Raw genomic sequence first — 15863 nt, forward strand, 5'->3', positions numbered from 1 at the left:
ACAGGAATCCGTGATGGCCAAAATCCGTGTTGAACGCGCCCACCAACTTGATCGTCAGGCATTGCGCAATAAAGCCGAGCAACTGGCCGAGAGCCTGTCGCGTGATTATCAATTGAGCTGCCGCTGGCAAGGCGATGTGCTGCAAGTGCAGCGCAGTGGCGTAAAGGGCTCGATTGCCCTGGATGACCAGCGCGTGCGCGTGGAATTGCATCTGGGGTTGCTGTTGTCGCCACTGAGCGGGCGCCTGCAGAGTGAAATCGAAGCGGCGCTGGACAAGGCGCTGGTCTGATCGTGTTGAGCCGCAGACGATTTTCGTCATTAGGCTGTGGTTTCTAATTTGCCTCGCTACCTTGTTGATGAGCCCGCTGGTACAGGGCGATCCCTTCCGATTAGTGAGAGGTGCATCATGGACAAGGCAGCGTTGAAAAAAACCGACACCAGTCCGTCGCCGGTTGCGACTGTGGTCAAGCGTTCCGCCCGCCAGCTGTGGCTGGCCTATCTGGGAGCCTATGCGCGCCTGGGGCGTAGCGGCCTGGCTTATTTCAAGGACTTGGTCGAGCACGGCGAAGAAGCGGAAAACAAAGGCAAGCGGTTGCTCGACGAGCAACTCGACGCCGCCAGTGGCCAATTGAAAACGGTCAAAAACAAAGTGGGTGCTCGGCTGGAGAAGGTGGAGCAGCGTGTCGGCACCCGTGTGGGCCGGGTGCTCAAGCGGGCTGGCGTGCCGACCCGTGGCGAAGTGGAGGACTTGTCGAGCAAGCTTGACGGGCTCAGCGAACTGCTGATCCGTACCGCTAAACCGTAACAGGAGGTCGCGTCATGGCTGGCATACGCAAGAAGGAAGGCACTTGGAGCGAGGACGTCGAAAAATACTCGCGGCAGATCTGGCTGGCAGGCCTGGGCGCTTATGCGAAGATCGGCGAAGATGGCAGCGCCCTGTTTGACGCCTTGGTTCGGGATGGCGAGCAGGCCGAGCAGCGGGTGCGCAGCGAAGTCGAGTCAGTGAAGAATGGCGCGCTTAGCCGGGTTGCCGAGGCGCGTGACAAGGCGTTGGGCAAGTGGAGCGCCTTGGAAGATGCGTTCGACAAACGCCTGAGTGGCGCCATTGCCCGCTTGGGCGTTCCGAGCCGGCTCGAATTGAAAGCGCTGAGCAGCCAAGTTGAAGTGTTGAGCCGGCAACTCGAGCGGATGAACGCACGGGCACTGCCTGAGCCCGTCAGCGACGTGGATGAAGCGCCCATTCGCCGGCGCCCTGAAACCCGCACGCCGGCAGCCAAAGCAAAGGCTGCTGCAGCCCCAGAAACTGCGCAGTTGCCCGCAACTACAGCGAAGCCAAAGACGCGCAAGGCACCTGCCAAGCCCAAACCAGCGAAGCAAGCCAAGCCAGTCGAGCAACCCGAGCAGACGGTGCAGTCCGCATCGGCCGCACCGACTGTAGAGACCGCGCCCAGCGAACAGAGCGTCAATCAAGCGGAATGAGGTCACAGCCCAGCTTCGGCTGGGCTGTTTGTTTTTCGGATTCACCGCACGGCAGGCCAGCGGTCAGCCAGGCCGGATCAGCCGGTTCGATAGCGCTGGGCCAGGTCCGCCGTGTCCCGTTGTGATTCCTCCGACAGGTGAGGTGTCACCAGCATCATCACCTGATAGATAACCTGCTCGATCCCGCCTTGCTGGCCGAGAATACGCTGATAGTCGAGTGCAAACAGCAGCGTCAGGGTGATCTGCTCGACCAGCTGTGCCAATACCGGTGGCTCACCCCGCAGTCTGGCCTGCCCCTGCAGTTGGCCCAGCACGGTGGCTAGGCAGTGCTTTAGCTGCTTGAGCCAGGCGCGCACGCCGCGTGCCAGGGCCGGCATGCGTACCGCCAGGTTGGCCAGGTCCTGGAACAGGAAGCGGTAGTCGGCCAACCGTTCCACGATGAGCTCCAGGAACAGCCAGTAATCTTCGATATCCAGCTGTGCCTGGGCGGGGGGCGGTTCCAGTAACGGCGCCAGGTCGTTGCGAAAGCGTTCGAAAAGCGCGAGGATCAGCGCCTCTTTGCCGCGAAAGTGGTAGTACAGGTTGCCTGGGCTGATGCCCAGTTCGGTGGCCACTTCCAGCGTCGAGACATTCGGTTCGCCACGGGTATTGAAGCAATGCAGGGCGCAGTCGAGGATGCGGTCGCGGGTTTTCATCGGTGGGCTCACTCGTCGACCACATAGCGCCCGGGTGCTGCATCCAGTTCCGGATAGCGCTCGCTGCCCAGCACGGTACGCGCTGCCTGCAAGGGACCGGAGCGGGCCTGGATCCAGCTCAGCCATTCTGGCCACCAACTGCCAGGCCGCTGTTCGGCTTGCGCAAACCAGGTGCGCGGATCGCTTTCCTCACAGTCGGATTCCTGGAAGTGCGCTTTGGGGTTGCTATCCGGCGGGTTGATGATGCTCTGCACATGTCCGCTGTTGGCGAGAACGAAACGGCGCTTGCCGCCGAGCAGCAAGGCCGAGCGATAGACTGCTTCCCATGGCGTGATGTGATCGGTGATGCCGCCCACGCTGAAGCTGTCGACATCGACCTTGCTCAGGTCCAGTGGCGTGCCGCAGATTTCCAATGCTCCGGGGCGGGCCAGCGGGTTGTGTTTGAACAGATCGATCAGTTCGCCATGCAGAGCCGCTGGGAGGCGCGTGTTGTCATTGTTCCAATGCAGGATGTCGAAGGCCGGTGGTAGGCGACCCAGCAGGTAATTATTGATCCAGTAAGTCCAGATCAACTCATTGGGACGCATCCAGGAAAATATCCGCGTCATTTCCCGACCATCCAACACGCCGCGTTGGTAAGAGCGACGCTTCGCGGCCTCCAGGGTTTCTTCGTCCAAGAACAACAGCGGCTGGGATTCGATGCGACTGTCCAGCAGGCTGACCAGGTAACTGGCGCTGGCCACGTGCTGCAGTTTGCGCCGGGCTTGCAGGTGACCTTGCAAGGCCGCGCTGGTCAGGCCGCCGGCGCACGCCCCAAGCAAGCTGACTTGGCCCGCCCCGCCAATGGCTCGGCACGCATCAAAAGCCTGGCGCAGTGCTTGCACATAACTGGAAAGCCCCCACTCACGGTGCCGGCTATCAGGGTTGCGCCAACTGACCATGAAGACTTGCAAGCCATTGGCCAGGCAATACTGGACAAAGCTCTTCTGTGGGCTGAGGTCGAAAATATAAAACTTGTTGATCTGCGGCGGCACGATCATCACCGGCACAGCATGCTGCTCGGTGGTTTGCGGTCGGTACTGAATCAGCTCAAGCAGTTCATTGCGATACACAACGGCGCCTGGAGTGGTGGCCAGGTTCTCGCCCAGGCGAAATGCGGTAGGGTCGACTTGCCTGGGCAGCAATTGGCTGTGGCGCAGGTCATTCAGCAGTTGAGTAGCACCGCGCAGCACACTCTGGCCGCCCGTATTAAAACACTCCTTGATGGCCAGGGGATTGAGCAATGTATTAGAGGGCGCCAGGGCATTGCTCAGTTGAAGGCACAGAAAGCGTGCACGGGCACGATCATCAGCGGACAGCGCGCTTTGCTCGACCCATTCCAGCAACTGCGCCTGAGACGCCAAATAGCTCTGCAGGCCGCGTCGATAGAGGGGGTTTCGCTGCCAGGTGGGGTCCATGAATCGTGGGTCATCGCTGTTAACCTGATGAGGTGTTGCCCCCAGCAGCAGGATGCGGCCCAGTTGCCGGCCCAGGCGCAGCCCATGCCGGACGTTGTGCAGGGGATGCCGGATGCTTTGGCTGACCAGCGTGCGTACGGTGGAAAAAAGATCGCGACCATGCAGGCCGACGATGGCATTTTGCGCGTGGATATATGTCGGGGCGGGTTGCGTGGCCACCTCGGTAAGTTCTTGCATGCTCAACGCTCCTTGTTGAATTCGTACGGTCAGACGGCCTGAGGGTGCATAACCGCGCGTTGAGGCTCTTCTTCCAGAAAGCCCATGATGATCGGGGCCACCACAGCGGCGCGGGTGATTAAAAACAAATGACCATCGTCGATCACATGCAACACGGCATTGGGGATGCGCCAGGCCAGCAAGCGCATGTTGACCAGGGGAATAATGGGATCATCGTCCCCGGCCAACACGAGGGTTGGCTGGCGGATGCGATGCAGCCAGTGCGCGCTGGTCCAGCCGAGCCCGGCGAACATCTGCCAGTAATAACCCAGCTTGCCGCCGGAGCGGATCTTGCTGGCATGGGACATAGCCAGTTCAGGGTCGCGCCGGAAGGCACCGCCATAAATATCCGCCGCGATGTGCACGGTATAGGACGGCTGCAGGTAACGCCGTGGACTTGCCATGCGCCACAGCACCTTGGGCTTGCCGGGAATCATCAGGGCACCGGCTGACGTAGCAGCCAGAACCAGTTTCTTGCAGCGTTCCGGGTAGTCGTAGGCGAACTGCTGGGCTAGAGCGCCACCCCAGGAAACGCCAATGACGTTGACCTGTCCGTAATCGAGATAGTCGAGCATCCGCGCGATCAGCTTGGCCAGACCGCGAAAACGGTAGGGCAGCGTCGGTGTGGAGGAGCCACCAACGCCGGGCACATCGAAGGCAATGACCTCCAGTTCGGGGTTGAGTGCCTTGACAAAGGGCAGCACCAACTCAAGGTTGGCGCCGATGCCATTGCAGATCAGTAACGGCGGCACGTCCAGGTTGCCTGGACGCACTGCGGTGCGCAGGAGTTGCCCGTCGAGGTTGATGGTGCGGAACACAAACGGCTGCGTCATGCGCCTGTCCCTAAACATGTGTTGGGGGGGAGCGATGACCTGCGCTTGGCGCAGGTCATCGCCGGGTTTCAATGGACGTGTACGATGTCAACGCTCGTGAACATAGGTGCCAGGCGCTGCCTCTGCCGGTGCATAGGTTTTATTGCCGAGCCGGCGCGGGGCTTTTTTCAACTCTCCTGAGCGTGCCTGTTGCCAGTCGCGCCAATGCAGCCACCAGCTGTCGCGTTGTTTGCTGGCGGTGGTTTGCCAAACTTCGGGATTCTCTTCCAATGGGAGTCCATGCAGATAGCTGGCCTTTGGATTACCTGGCGGGTTGAGAATGCTTTGCACGTGGCCACTGTTGGACAGCACAAACTCACAGTGTTCGCCAAACAGGCGCGCCGATTTGTAGCAGGCCTGCCACGGCGTGATGTGATCGTTGGTGCCGGCAACGCAGAAAATCTCGCTGTCGATTTTTTGCATGTCAATTAGCGTGCCACAGACCTCGAGGGCATTTGGGCGAGGCAAGGGATTGTTCTGGAACAGTTCGATCATGTCCGCATGCAGCGCGGCGGGCAGGCGGGTGGTGTCGTTGTTCCAATAGAGAATGTCGAACGCCGGTGGCTCGTTGCCCAGCAGATAGTTATTGACCCAGTAATTCCAGATCAGGTCGTTGGGACGCAGCCAGGCGAAGACTTTGGCCAGTTCGCGCCCTTCCAGTACGCCCGACTTCTGTGAGCGACGCTTGGCGGCCTGTAGGGTCTTGTCGTCGATGAACAGCGAATATTGACTGTCGAAGTCGGTGTCCAGCACGCTGACCATCAAGGTCAGAGCCTTGACCTTAGCCTCGCCCAGGGCTGCGTAGTGCCCCAGCAGCGTGGTGGCGGTGAGGCCGCCGGAGCAGGCACCCAGCATGTTCAGGTCGGCGCTGCCGGTAATCGCCAGGACGGCATCCACCGCTTCCTTGAGGGCATTGATGTAGTGGTCCAAGCCCCAGTGGCTGTGGCTCTTGGTCGGATTGCGCCAGCTGACGATGAAGGTTTGCAGGCCGCTGTCCAGACTGAAGCGGGCCAGGCTTTTGTCGGCGCTGAGGTCAAAGACGTAGAACTTGTTGATTTGCGGCGGGACCACCAGCAGAGGGCGCTCATGCACGCTTTCGGTCGTGGGCTGGTAATGGATCAGCTCGAGCAACTCGTTGCGAAAGACCACCGCACCGGGCGTGGTGGCCAGGTTCTTGCCAACTTCGAAGGCTTCCTTGTTGACCTGGCTGGGCATGCCACCATTGTTGAGTGCATCGTGGGTCAGGTGCGCCATTCCGTCCACCAGGCTCTTGCCGCCAGTTTCGAAGAAACGCTTGAGTGCCGCCGGATTGGCCAGGGTGTTGGTGGGTGACATGGCTTCGGTGAGCAGGCTGATGATGAAATGCCCACGGCGGATGTCATGTTCTGGCAAGGCGCTGTTTTCGAGCCAGTCATGCAGCTCGTTGCGCCAGGCCAGATAGATTTGCTGATAGCGACGATAAAGGGGATTGAGCGCCCAGGCCGGATCAGTGAAGCGGCGGTCATCGGTCGCCGGGCGCAGCGTGGATTGGCCGAGCAGGACATTTTTCAGCTCGACGCTGAAACGGGCAATGTGGCGGACGCTGTGTAGCGGCTGGCGGATGGTTTGAGCCAGCACAGTGCGGGATGAATTGAAGATGTCTTGGCCACGCAGACCGATCATCGGGTGCGGTTTGCAGGCTTGTGAATTAAGGGGTTGCAGGTCTGGTTGCGGACTGCTCATGAGAAGCTCCATCTTCTGACAAGAGTGGTCGTGCCAACGCGAATCTGGCGACGACAGAGGTGCCGTCCCGGAAGGGTGGGACGGCACCGCGAAAAACAGCCACTGCTATATAGGCGATTCCACGCAGCTTGCCAGTTTTGAGATGAGCTTTTTCCAATCGTTAGGGCGGTTGCCGCCTACAAAACAGCAGCGGGATGAACGGTGCGCACGCCTACAAGGCAGGCACACCGCGGGAAGGGATGTGAAGAAGGCTTATAGCATCAGTTTGACGATGGATTCGCTGGGATCGCGGGAGCGACCAGCGGCGGTCAGTTGTTGCAGATAGTCGGCCCAAAGCTCCTCCTGGCGAGTGGCCAGTTGGTACAGGTAATCCCAGCTGTACAGACCACTGTCATGACCGTCGTCGAAGATCAATTTCAGCGCATAGTTGCCGGTCGGCTCGACACCCGTCAGGCCGACGTGCTGCTTGCCGTACTGCAGCACTGGATTGCCGTGGCCCTGAACTTCGGCCGAGGGTGAATGCACCCGTAGGAATTCGGCGCTCAGGGTGTAGCACTCGCTGCCGTAATGCAGTTCCAGGGTTTTGGAGGCTTTGTGCAACTTGATGGCGGTAGGGATGTGCATCGGTAGCTCCATGCTCCAGGCTCCGAGCGGCGGGCCCCAAGCCAAGCGCTCTGCTGTCGCTTGCTACTTGAAGCTTGCCGCTGGAGGCTACGTTAAAGGATGTAGCGTGACAGGTCTTCGTCTTGGGCCAACTCGCCGAGGTGAGCGTTGACGTAGGCGGCATCGATGCGGATCGGCTGATCGCTGTGCTGAGCCGCCAGGTCGCCTGCGCTGAACGACACCTCTTCGAGGAGGCGCTCCAGCAGTGTATGCAGACGCCGGGCGCCGATGTTCTCGGTCTTTTCATTGACCTGCCAGGCGATCTCGGCGATGCGCTGGATGCCGTCCTGGGCAAACTCGATGTTCAGCCCCTCGGTCTGCAGCAGTGCGCTGTATTGCTCAGTCAGCGAGGCGTGCGGCTCGGTCAGGATACGCTCGAAGTCCTGTGGCGACAGAGGCTTGAGTTCGACGCGAATGGGCAGACGGCCTTGCAGCTCCGGCACCAGATCGCTCGGCCTGGAGAGGTGGAAGGCACCCGAGGCGATGAACAGGATGTGGTCGGTTTTGACCATGCCCAGCTTGGTATTCACCGTGGAACCTTCGATCAGGGGCAGCAGGTCGCGCTGTACGCCCTCGCGGGACACGTCGGCGCCACCGGTGTTACCGCGTTTGGCCACCTTGTCGATCTCGTCGATAAAGACGATGCCATGCTGTTCCACCGCTTCCAGGGCGCGCGCCTTGAGATCCTCTTCATTGACCAGGCGCGCGGCTTCCTCGTCGCGCACCAGTTTCAGCGCTTCCTTGATCTTCAGCTTGCGGCTCTTCTTCTTGCCTTTGGCCATGCCGGAGAACAGGTTTTGCAGCTGGCTGGTCATCTCTTCCATGCCCGGCGGGGTCATGATCTCGATGCCGGCGGGAATCTCCGCCACTTCAATGTCGATTTCCTTGTCGTCCAACTGTCCTTCGCGCAGACGCTTACGGAACAGTTGGCGGGTATTGGAATCGCCGCTGGGAATCGGGTCTTCGTTGAAGCCGGCGCGGGCCGGTGGCAACAAGGCATCGAGAATGCGCTCTTCGGCAGCATCCTCGGCGCGGTGCCGCATCTTCTGCACTTCCTGCTCGCGGAGCATTTTCAGCGCGGCATCGGCCAGGTCACGAATGATTGACTCGACGTCGCGGCCGACATAGCCAACTTCGGTGAATTTGGTCGCCTCGACCTTGAGGAACGGAGCATTCGCCAGCTTGGCCAGGCGACGGGCGATTTCAGTCTTGCCGACACCCGTTGGGCCGATCATCAGGATATTTTTGGGGGTGACCTCCTGGCGAAGGTCGGCGGGCAACTGCATGCGCCGCCAGCGGTTGCGCAGCGCAATGGCGACGGCGCGCTTCGCCTCGTCCTGGCCGATGATGTGGCGGTTGAGTTCGTGAACGATCTCACGGGGCGTCATGGACATGCTGGGGTACTCCGGAGCGGGCTGGCGGTTCAAACCGCGGAGTCCAGCTCTTCAATGGTGAGGTTCTGGTTGGTAAAGACACAAATGCTGCCGGCGATGTTCAACGCTGTTTCGGCGATTTCGCGGGCGGACAGGTTGGCCTCGGCCTTTTGCAACAGCGCCAGGGCTGCCGCCTGGGCAAAGCCGCCACCGGAACCCATGGCGATCAGCCCATGTTCGGGTTCGACCACGTCGCCGTTGCCGGTGATGATCAGCGAGGCGTCCTTGTTGGCCACGGCCAGCATGGCCTCCAGGCGGCTTAACGTACGGTCGGTGCGCCATTCCTTGGCCAATTCGACCGCCGCGCGCACCAGGTGTCCCTGGTGTTTTTCCAATTGACCCTCAAAACGCTCAAACAGCGTGAAGGCATCGGCGGTGGCGCCGGCAAAACCGGCCAGCACCTGACCGTGATAGAGATGACGGACCTTCTTGGCATTGCCTTTCATCACGGTGTTGCCCAGGGAAACCTGGCCGTCGCCACCCATGACGACTTTGCCGTTGCGGCGGACTGAAACGATGGTGGTCAAGGGGCGTACTCCTGCAGATTGAACCGGGAATAGCAGCCTATATGGGGATGGGGTTGTTGTGCTTCAAGCAAAGGCCGCAGGTGCGTAACAAAAACCGACGAGCACACCGTAGAAAACACAGGGGTGGTGTGACGTGCGGCGCTTTTTTTTTGAGCGAGATACGCAGCATGTCCGACCTCATCGAGGCCGGACATGAGCACTGGCGTGAAGTTACTGTACCTTGCGTTGCTGCGGCAGCAGATTGCTGAAGCCATTGCTGCTCAGCTGTTTTTGCGCGCTGTTCATCTGCTCGCGGCTGTTGAAGGGCCCGACCAGCACGCGGTGCCAGGTGCGATCGCCCACCGTGCCGGATTCCAGCCGTGCCACCTGCCCGATCAAGGTCACCTGAGCCCTTACGCTTTCAGCCTGGGCGCGGGTCTGGAAAGACCCTGCCTGCAGGAAGAATTGGTGGGTGGCAGGCACTGCCGTTGCTACACGCGGAGGCGGTGGTGGAATCTTGCCGCTGAGCGCAGCCAGGGCGCGCTCGGTGTCGATTTTCGCCGCTTCCTGCGGAGTTACCGGTTTGGCAGCCGGCTTCGGTGCTGGAGCCGGCGGGGTGCGGGGCAGGCTTTCCGGGGGAACGATGACTTCCGACTCGGGGAGCAGGGTATAGAAGTCATATTTGGGTTTGGCCGGCTGTTGTTCTTTTGCTGGTTTCGCATTCTTGTGTGCCTGCTCGACCGGGCGCTTGATGCTGTCTTTGCCTGGCTCGAGGCTCATGAGAAACATTACGAAGCCACCGATGACCAAGCCGCACGCCAGCCACACCCACCCCGGTACCGGCTTTTGCGCCGGAGCCTGGGGGCGGCTGGCGCCGCGCTTGGGGGCGGGTTTCTTGCGTGCGGCGGCCATTTACATGCGCTCCAGAGGTTCCAGGCCGAGCAGTTGCAGACCCTGCTTGAGGGTGCGGCCGGTCAATGCGGCCAGGCGCAGACGGCTCTGCCGGGTGGCCTCCTCTTCGGCGGAGAGAATCGGGCAGTGCTCGTAGAAGCTGGAGAACAGCCCGGCCAGATCGTACAGGTAGGCGCACAGTAGGTGCGGCACGCCTTTCTCGCCAACGTTATTCAGCACTTCGCCAAACTGCGCCAGCTTGGCGGCAAGGGCTTGTTCCTGTTCGGCCACCAGGTCGATCTGGCCGTCCACCTCATCGATGCCCTTGCCCAGTTTGCGGAACACGCTGGCCACACGGGTGTAGGCATACAGAAGATAAGGCGCCGTGTTGCCTTCGAAGCTGAGCATCTGTTCGAAGTTGAAGCTGTAGTCGCTGGTGCGGTGCTTGGACAGGTCGGCGTATTTGACCGCGCCAATGCCCACAGCACGGGCAATCTGGCGCAGTTCGGCGTCATCCAGTTCGGGGTTTTTGCCCTTGACCAGGTCGTAGGCGCGCTGTTCGGCTTCGTCGAGCAGGTCGATCAGCTTCACCGTGCCGCCGTCGCGAGTCTTGAACGGACGGCCATCGGCGCCGTTCATGGTGCCGAAGCCCATGTGCTCAAGGCGCATGCCGTCATGCACGAAACCAGCGCGGCGCGCCACCTCGAAGGCCATCTGGAAGTGCAGGGCCTGACGCTGATCAACGAAATACAGGGCGCGATCAGCCTTCAGGCTGGCGCTGCGGTAGCGCATGGCGGCCAGGTCCGTGGTGGCATACAGGTAGCCGCCACCGGCTTTCTGCACGATGACCGGCAAAGGATTGCCTTCGGCGTTCTGGAACTCGTCGAGGAAGACGCACTGGGCGCCTTGGTCCTCGGTGAGCAGGTCCTTGTCGCGCAGCGCATTGACGATGCCCGGCAGCTCGGCGTTATAGGCACTTTCGCCCTTGACGTCGGCAGGGGTCAGTTTGACGTTGAGGCGCTCATAGACCTTTTGGCAGTGCGAGAGGGAAATTTCGTTGAAGCGCGTCCACAGTCGCAGGCACTCGGGATCTTCGGCCTGCAGCTTGACCACCAGCTCGCGGGCGCGGTCTGCGAAGGCCGGCGAGTCATCGAAGCGCGTCTTGGCGGCGCGGTAGAACTGTTCAAGATCGGACAGTTCGCTTTCGGCGGCGGCCGGGTTTTCTTCCAGGTAGGCCAACAGCATGCCGAACTGGGTGCCCCAGTCGCCCACGTGGTTCTGGCGGATCACCTCATCGCCGAGAAACTCCAGTACGCGGCCTACGGCGTCGCCGATGATGGTCGAGCGCAGGTGGCCGACGTGCATTTCCTTGGCCAGGTTAGGCGAGGACAGGTCAATTACCACCTTTTCGCGAGCGCTGCCCTTGCGTACGCCGAGACGCGCATCGGCAAGCGCGGCTTCTAGGCGCTGGGCGAGCATGTCGGAATTCTGGAAGAAATTGAGGAAACCCGGGCCGGCGATAGCCACCTTGCTGATGGCCGGGTCGGCCGGCAGGGCGGCGATCAGTTTTTCCGCCAGCTCGCGTGGCTTCATGCCGGCCGGCTTGGCCAGCATCATGGCGATGTTGCTGGCAAAGTCGCCGTGGCTCTTGTCCTTGGTGTTCTCCACCTGGATTGCCGGCGTCAGGCCTTCAGGGAGCACGCCGTCTGTCGTGAGGCGGGTGAGGGCTTGCTGGATCAGGTGGCGAATGCTGTCTTTCATCGGTGTGCTCGTCGGCCCCAAGGCTTTGTTCAAAAACCGCACATTATAGAAGCAGCGGTGACTGGCAAGCCACCGGCTGCAGGTAATAGTCGACGCGACTTCTTGAATCCGGCGTGGTTGCGCTGTGTGACCAGTACTGGAACAGTCTAGAAAAGATCGATGGGATCAATATCCAGCGACCAGCGTACCGAGCGGCTGCCAGGTAGCGTTTCAACGTAGGGCAGCCAGGCGTGCAGCAGGCGATGCAGCGGAACCCGCGCGCTGCCTTGTATCAACAGCTGCGCGCGATAACGCCCGGCTCTCCGTTCCATGGGCGCGGGCACCGGTCCCAGCAGCTCGATGCCTTGCAGACCCAGTTCATCCATGAGTTGTTCGGCCTGCAGGTAGGCTTGGTCGAGGAAGTCTTCGGCCTGTCCCGGCTTGTGTGCCTCGGCGCGCAAGAGGGCGAGGTGACTGAACGGAGGAAGCCCGGCGGCGCGACGCTCACTCAGGGCTTGTTCGGCAAAGGCGAAGTAGCCCTGTTCGGTGAGTTGCACCAGCAGGGGGTGCTCGGCCAAATGCGTCTGGATGATGACCTTGCCGGCTTCTTCGGCCCGTCCGGCGCGCCCGGCAACCTGCACGATCAATTGGGCCATGCGTTCCGGGGCGCGGAAGTCGGCAGAGAACAGCCCGCCATCGGCATCCAGAATCGCCACCAGGGTCACCCGCGGGAAGTGGTGCCCCTTGGCAAGCATCTGCGTGCCGACCAAGACACAGGGCTCGCCGCGATTAATGGTGCTGAGCAGTTCTTCAATGGCGCCTTTGCGTGAAGTGCTGTCGCGGTCGATGCGCAGAACCGGGTAGTCGGGAAACAGAATGCTGAGCCGTTCTTCGGCACGCTCGGTTCCAGCACCGACCGGACGCAGGTCGACATGATTGCAAGACGGACAATTGCGTGGCGGCCGCTCGACATGACCGCAGTGATGACAGCGCAGTTCATTGTGGCGTTGATGCAGGGTCATGCGTGCATCGCAGCGCGGGCATTGGCTGAGCCAGCCGCAGTCGTGGCAGAGCAGGGTTGGCGCGAAACCACGGCGGTTGAGAAAGACCAGGACTTGTTGGCCCGCTTCGAGGGTCTGGCGCATCGCTTGTTGCAGCGGGCCAGAAATTCCCGAGTCGAGCGGCAGGCTTTTTATATCCAAGCGCAAAAAGCGTGGTGCCTGCGCGCCGCCGGCCCGCTGGGTGAGCTTGAGCAGCCCATAGCGTCCCGCCTCGGCATTGTGCAGGCTCTCCAGCGAAGGGGTGGCTGAACCGAGAACGATCGGCAGGTTTTCCTGGCGGGCGCGCACCAGCGCCAGGTCACGGGCGTGGTAGCGCAAGCCTTCCTGCTGTTTATAGGAGGCGTCGTGTTCCTCGTCGATGATAATCAGTCCTGGGTTTTTCAGGGGCGTGAACAGGGCTGAACGAGTGCCGATGACAATATCGGCCTCGCCATCGCGAGCCGCCAGCCAGGCGTCCAGGCGTTCGCGGTCATTCACGTTGGAGTGCAGCAGGGCGATGCGGGCGTTGAAGCGCTGTTCAAAACGCGCGAGGGTTTGCGGTCCTAGGTTGATCTCGGGAATCAGCACCAAGGCCTGCTTGCCGGCTTCCAGGGTTTCACGGATCAGTTGCAGGTACACCTCGGTCTTGCCGCTGCCGGTAACGCCGGCGAGGAGCGACGCCTGAAAACTGCCGAAACCCGCACGAATGGCTTCGTAGGCCGCGCGCTGTTCTGCATTCAGCGGTAACTCCGGCTGGGCCAGCCAGCCACCATTGTGCACACGGGGCGCACGGCGGCGCGTCTCGGTTCGCAGCAGGTTTTTTTCCAGTAGCAACTCAAGGCTGTCGCGGTTTAATTGCAGTGTGCTCAGCAGGCTATGTCGCACCCCTTGGGGATGCTGGAGCACCGCTTTGAGGGCTTCGCGCTGGCGCGGTGCTCGGCTTAGGCGCGGGTCATCAATGCGGGCGCCTTCGACCGGTAACCAGATTCGTTCCTGACGCACTTCAGCCGGCTCACCCTGGCGAAGCAGCGTTGGCAGGGCCCAGCTCAGGGTATCGCCAAGACTGTGTTGATAGTACTGCGCAGTCCACAGGCACAACTTGAGCAACGCGGGAGGCAGTGGGGGTTCTGAGTCGAGCAGCTCCAGTGCTGGCTTGAGCTTGTCCGGCGGTACGTCACTTTGCTGTGTGACCTCAACCAAGACCCCCACAATTTCGCGGCGACCGAACGGTACGCGTAGACGTGCGCCGGGCTGGAGCACAGAGGGTGGCACGTCGGCGGGAGCGAGGTAGTCGAACAGCCTGCGCAAGGGTGAAGGCAGGGCGAGGCGGAGAATAAGGTCGGGCACGCAGTCGATCCCTGGCAAGTGAGCGATGATCTTATCAGGAGTGGGTGAAGGCGTTCGCGGGCAACGCCTGGTAAGCACAGGGGGAACGAGAGGAATAAATGGCAGGATTGCTGTCGGGACAAATTTGTTTTTGAGCCTTGATCTTGTATGGTTGCAGGCTTTCGTCAATCTGGGTAACGAGTGCTTTCATGAAGTCTGTCGAAGAGCAGCTGGCGCTGATCAAGCGCGGTGCGGATGAGATTCTGATCGAGGCTGAGCTGGTCGAAAAGCTCAAGCGCGGGCAGCCACTAAGAATCAAGGCAGGCTTCGACCCGACCGCTCCTGATCTGCACCTAGGGCATACCGTGCTTATTAATAAGCTGCGGCAGTTCCAGGACCTCGGCCATCAGGTTGTTTTCCTGATCGGCGACTTCACCGGCATGATCGGTGATCCGAGCGGCAAAAGTGCTACCCGCCCGCCGTTGACCCGCGAGCAGGTGCTTGAGAATGCCGAAACCTACAAGACCCAGGTATTCAAGATCCTCGACCCGGCTAAGACTGAGGTGGCCTTCAACTCCACCTGGATGGATCAGTTGAGTCCTGCTGACTTCATTCGCCTGTCATCTCAGTACACCGTGGCGCGTATGCTCGAGCGCGACGATTTCAGCAAGCGTTACACCTCCAATCAGCCGATTGCTATTCATGAGTTCCTCTATCCGTTGGTCCAGGGTTATGACTCTGTGGCTTTGCGTGCGGACATGGAGCTGGGCGGCACTGATCAGAAGTTCAACCTGCTGATGGGTCGCGAGCTACAGCGCGCCTATGGTCAAGAGCCGCAGTGCATTCTGACCATGCCGCTGCTCGAGGGGCTGGACGGCGTGAAGAAGATGTCCAAGTCGCTGGGTAACTATGTAGGCATCCAGGAAGCGCCGGGCGTGATGTACAACAAGCTGGTGTCGCTGCCGGATTCGATGATGTGGCGCTACTTTGAATTGCTGAGCTTCCGCTCGATGGAAGAGATCGAGCAGTTCAAGCGAGATGTCGAGCGAGGCGCCAATCCGCGCGATATCAAGATCAAGCTGGCCGAGGAGCTTGTTGCTCGATTCCATGGCGAGGAAGCGGCCGCAACAGCGCATCGCTCTGCGGGTAATCGCATGAAGGACGGTGAGCTGCCGGAGGATCTCCCCGAAATCGAATTGTTGGCTTCAGAAGATATGCCGATCTCTTCCGTGCTGAATAAGGCAGGCCTGGTTAAGAACGCGGCCGGTGCCCGCGACCTGCTGAATGCCGGCAGTGTAAAAGTGGACGGAGAGCCGGTGGATCGGGGGTTCATGTTCAGGCTGGGCAGTAGCCATGTTTGCCAGGCGGGCAAGAAGGCGTTTGCCCGAATCACCCTTAAAGCAGAATAGGCTAAAATAACCATTGACGGCAGAATCCAGCGGCCTATAATGCGCCCCACTTCCGGTGCAGACCTTACTGAAAACTCCTTGTAGATCAACGAGTTAAGCGGTTTGAAGAGTGTCGGAAGCTTCGCTTTTCGAAGCGAAGGCGGTGCGAGGTTGGAGTTGACAGCAGCTCAGGTTGCTGTAGAATTCGCCTCCCGCTACCGAGCTGGGGTTTGCTTCGGTCGGTAGCGCAAGTGGTTGAGAAGGTTGAAAAAAATCTTCAAAAACAACTTGACGGCACGTAAGGCTGCTGTAGAATGCGCGGCCTCGGTTAGCGACCTCCGGTCCAGATCGAAACGTTCTTTAACAACTGAATCA

The 15863-nt window shown here is 60.6% G+C and carries 15 protein-coding genes; 4 read left to right on the top strand and 11 right to left on the bottom strand.

Features of this window, described 5'->3' with window-relative positions:
- The first annotated feature begins 13 nt into the window (after window positions 1-13).
- The 3 genes from ACTV8E_RS02195 to ACTV8E_RS02205 all read left to right on the top strand — a co-directional run bounded on the left by ACTV8E_RS02195 (window position 14) and on the right by ACTV8E_RS02205 (window position 1479).
- Window positions 14-289 carry a polyhydroxyalkanoic acid system family protein gene (locus ACTV8E_RS02195; RefSeq protein WP_251835797.1) on the top strand — a complete coding sequence of 92 codons (276 nt, stop codon included), beginning with the start codon at window positions 14-16 and terminating at the stop codon, window positions 287-289.
- A 117-nt stretch (window positions 290-406) separates the two neighbouring features.
- Window positions 407-805 (top strand): phasin family protein, encoded by a 399-nt coding sequence (locus ACTV8E_RS02200; protein WP_443198312.1) that lies wholly within the window; start codon window positions 407-409, stop codon window positions 803-805.
- Window positions 806-819: 14 nt separating this feature from the next.
- Entirely contained in the window at window positions 820-1479 is a 660-nt protein-coding gene (locus tag ACTV8E_RS02205; protein WP_443198313.1) for a phasin family protein, read from the top strand.
- Window positions 1480-1556: 77 nt separating this feature from the next.
- Here ACTV8E_RS02205 and ACTV8E_RS02210 read toward each other — a convergent pair whose 3' ends face one another.
- The 11 genes from ACTV8E_RS02210 to ACTV8E_RS02260 all read right to left on the bottom strand — a co-directional run bounded on the left by ACTV8E_RS02210 (window position 1557) and on the right by ACTV8E_RS02260 (window position 14311).
- Entirely contained in the window at window positions 1557-2174 is a 618-nt protein-coding gene (locus ACTV8E_RS02210) for a TetR/AcrR family transcriptional regulator (protein ID WP_443198314.1), read from the bottom strand.
- Window positions 2175-2182: 8 nt separating this feature from the next.
- Window positions 2183-3868: a class II poly(R)-hydroxyalkanoic acid synthase gene (phaC, locus tag ACTV8E_RS02215; protein ID WP_443198315.1), complete on the bottom strand. Its 1686-nt coding sequence runs from the start codon at window positions 3866-3868 to the stop codon at window positions 2183-2185.
- Between the two features lie 29 nt (window positions 3869-3897).
- Window positions 3898-4740 carry a poly(3-hydroxyalkanoate) depolymerase gene (phaZ, locus tag ACTV8E_RS02220; protein WP_251835802.1) on the bottom strand — a complete coding sequence of 281 codons (843 nt, stop codon included), beginning with the start codon at window positions 4738-4740 and terminating at the stop codon, window positions 3898-3900.
- Window positions 4741-4827: 87 nt separating this feature from the next.
- Window positions 4828-6501 (bottom strand): class II poly(R)-hydroxyalkanoic acid synthase, encoded by a 1674-nt coding sequence (phaC, locus tag ACTV8E_RS02225; protein WP_443198316.1) that lies wholly within the window; start codon window positions 6499-6501, stop codon window positions 4828-4830.
- A 252-nt stretch (window positions 6502-6753) separates the two neighbouring features.
- Window positions 6754-7125, bottom strand: a complete 372-nt coding sequence (locus ACTV8E_RS02230) for a gamma-butyrobetaine hydroxylase-like domain-containing protein (protein ID WP_443198317.1) — start codon at window positions 7123-7125, stop codon at window positions 6754-6756.
- A gap of 92 nt (window positions 7126-7217) precedes the next feature.
- A complete protein-coding gene (gene hslU / locus ACTV8E_RS02235; protein ID WP_251835805.1) occupies window positions 7218-8558 on the bottom strand; it encodes an ATP-dependent protease ATPase subunit HslU in 1341 nt (446 codons plus the stop codon).
- 29 nt (window positions 8559-8587) lie between these two features.
- Window positions 8588-9124, bottom strand: a complete 537-nt coding sequence (gene hslV / locus ACTV8E_RS02240) for an ATP-dependent protease subunit HslV (RefSeq protein ID WP_251835806.1) — start codon at window positions 9122-9124, stop codon at window positions 8588-8590.
- A gap of 210 nt (window positions 9125-9334) precedes the next feature.
- Window positions 9335-10015 (bottom strand): SPOR domain-containing protein, encoded by a 681-nt coding sequence (locus ACTV8E_RS02245; protein WP_251835807.1) that lies wholly within the window; start codon window positions 10013-10015, stop codon window positions 9335-9337.
- A complete protein-coding gene (gene argS / locus ACTV8E_RS02250) occupies window positions 10016-11755 on the bottom strand; it encodes an arginine--tRNA ligase (protein WP_251835808.1) in 1740 nt (579 codons plus the stop codon).
- Between the two features lie 146 nt (window positions 11756-11901).
- Window positions 11902-14121, bottom strand: a complete 2220-nt coding sequence (locus tag ACTV8E_RS02255; RefSeq protein WP_443198318.1) for a primosomal protein N' — start codon at window positions 14119-14121, stop codon at window positions 11902-11904.
- Window positions 14122-14155: 34 nt separating this feature from the next.
- The gene (locus ACTV8E_RS02260) at window positions 14156-14311 is read right to left on the bottom strand and encodes a hypothetical protein (RefSeq protein ID WP_443198319.1); all 156 of its coding nucleotides are present in this window, start codon (window positions 14309-14311) and stop codon (window positions 14156-14158) included.
- Here ACTV8E_RS02260 and tyrS point away from each other — a divergent pair.
- The gene (gene tyrS, locus ACTV8E_RS02265; RefSeq protein WP_251835810.1) at window positions 14310-15509 is read left to right on the top strand and encodes a tyrosine--tRNA ligase; all 1200 of its coding nucleotides are present in this window, start codon (window positions 14310-14312) and stop codon (window positions 15507-15509) included. The genes ACTV8E_RS02260 and tyrS overlap by 2 nt on opposite strands.
- Window positions 15510-15863 lie beyond the last annotated feature (354 nt).

Source organism: Pseudomonas sp. B392_1p, assembly GCF_052245235.1.
In the GTDB taxonomy this organism is placed as follows: Bacteria; Pseudomonadota; Gammaproteobacteria; order Pseudomonadales; family Pseudomonadaceae; genus Serpens; species Serpens gallinarum.

Excerpts from the sequence above, each read along its gene's own strand:
- ACTV8E_RS02195 (WP_251835797.1), top strand. The coding sequence starts at position 14 with ATGGCCAAAATCCGTGTTGAACGCGCCCACCAACTTGATCGTCAGGCA.
- ACTV8E_RS02200 (WP_443198312.1), top strand. The coding sequence starts at position 407 with ATGGACAAGGCAGCGTTGAAAAAAACCGACACCAGTCCGTCGCCGGTT.
- ACTV8E_RS02205 (WP_443198313.1), top strand. The coding sequence starts at position 820 with ATGGCTGGCATACGCAAGAAGGAAGGCACTTGGAGCGAGGACGTCGAA.
- ACTV8E_RS02210 (WP_443198314.1), bottom strand. The coding sequence starts at position 2,174 with ATGAAAACCCGCGACCGCATCCTCGACTGCGCCCTGCATTGCTTCAAT.
- phaC (WP_443198315.1), bottom strand. The coding sequence starts at position 3,868 with ATGCAAGAACTTACCGAGGTGGCCACGCAACCCGCCCCGACATATATC.
- phaZ (WP_251835802.1), bottom strand. The coding sequence starts at position 4,740 with ATGACGCAGCCGTTTGTGTTCCGCACCATCAACCTCGACGGGCAACTC.
- phaC (WP_443198316.1), bottom strand. The coding sequence starts at position 6,501 with ATGAGCAGTCCGCAACCAGACCTGCAACCCCTTAATTCACAAGCCTGC.
- ACTV8E_RS02230 (WP_443198317.1), bottom strand. The coding sequence starts at position 7,125 with ATGCACATCCCTACCGCCATCAAGTTGCACAAAGCCTCCAAAACCCTG.
- hslU (WP_251835805.1), bottom strand. The coding sequence starts at position 8,558 with ATGTCCATGACGCCCCGTGAGATCGTTCACGAACTCAACCGCCACATC.
- ACTV8E_RS02245 (WP_251835807.1), bottom strand. The coding sequence starts at position 10,015 with ATGGCCGCCGCACGCAAGAAACCCGCCCCCAAGCGCGGCGCCAGCCGC.
- argS (WP_251835808.1), bottom strand. The coding sequence starts at position 11,755 with ATGAAAGACAGCATTCGCCACCTGATCCAGCAAGCCCTCACCCGCCTC.
- tyrS (WP_251835810.1), top strand. The coding sequence starts at position 14,310 with ATGAAGTCTGTCGAAGAGCAGCTGGCGCTGATCAAGCGCGGTGCGGAT.
- ACTV8E_RS02260 (WP_443198319.1), bottom strand. The coding sequence starts at position 14,311 with ATGAAAGCACTCGTTACCCAGATTGACGAAAGCCTGCAACCATACAAG.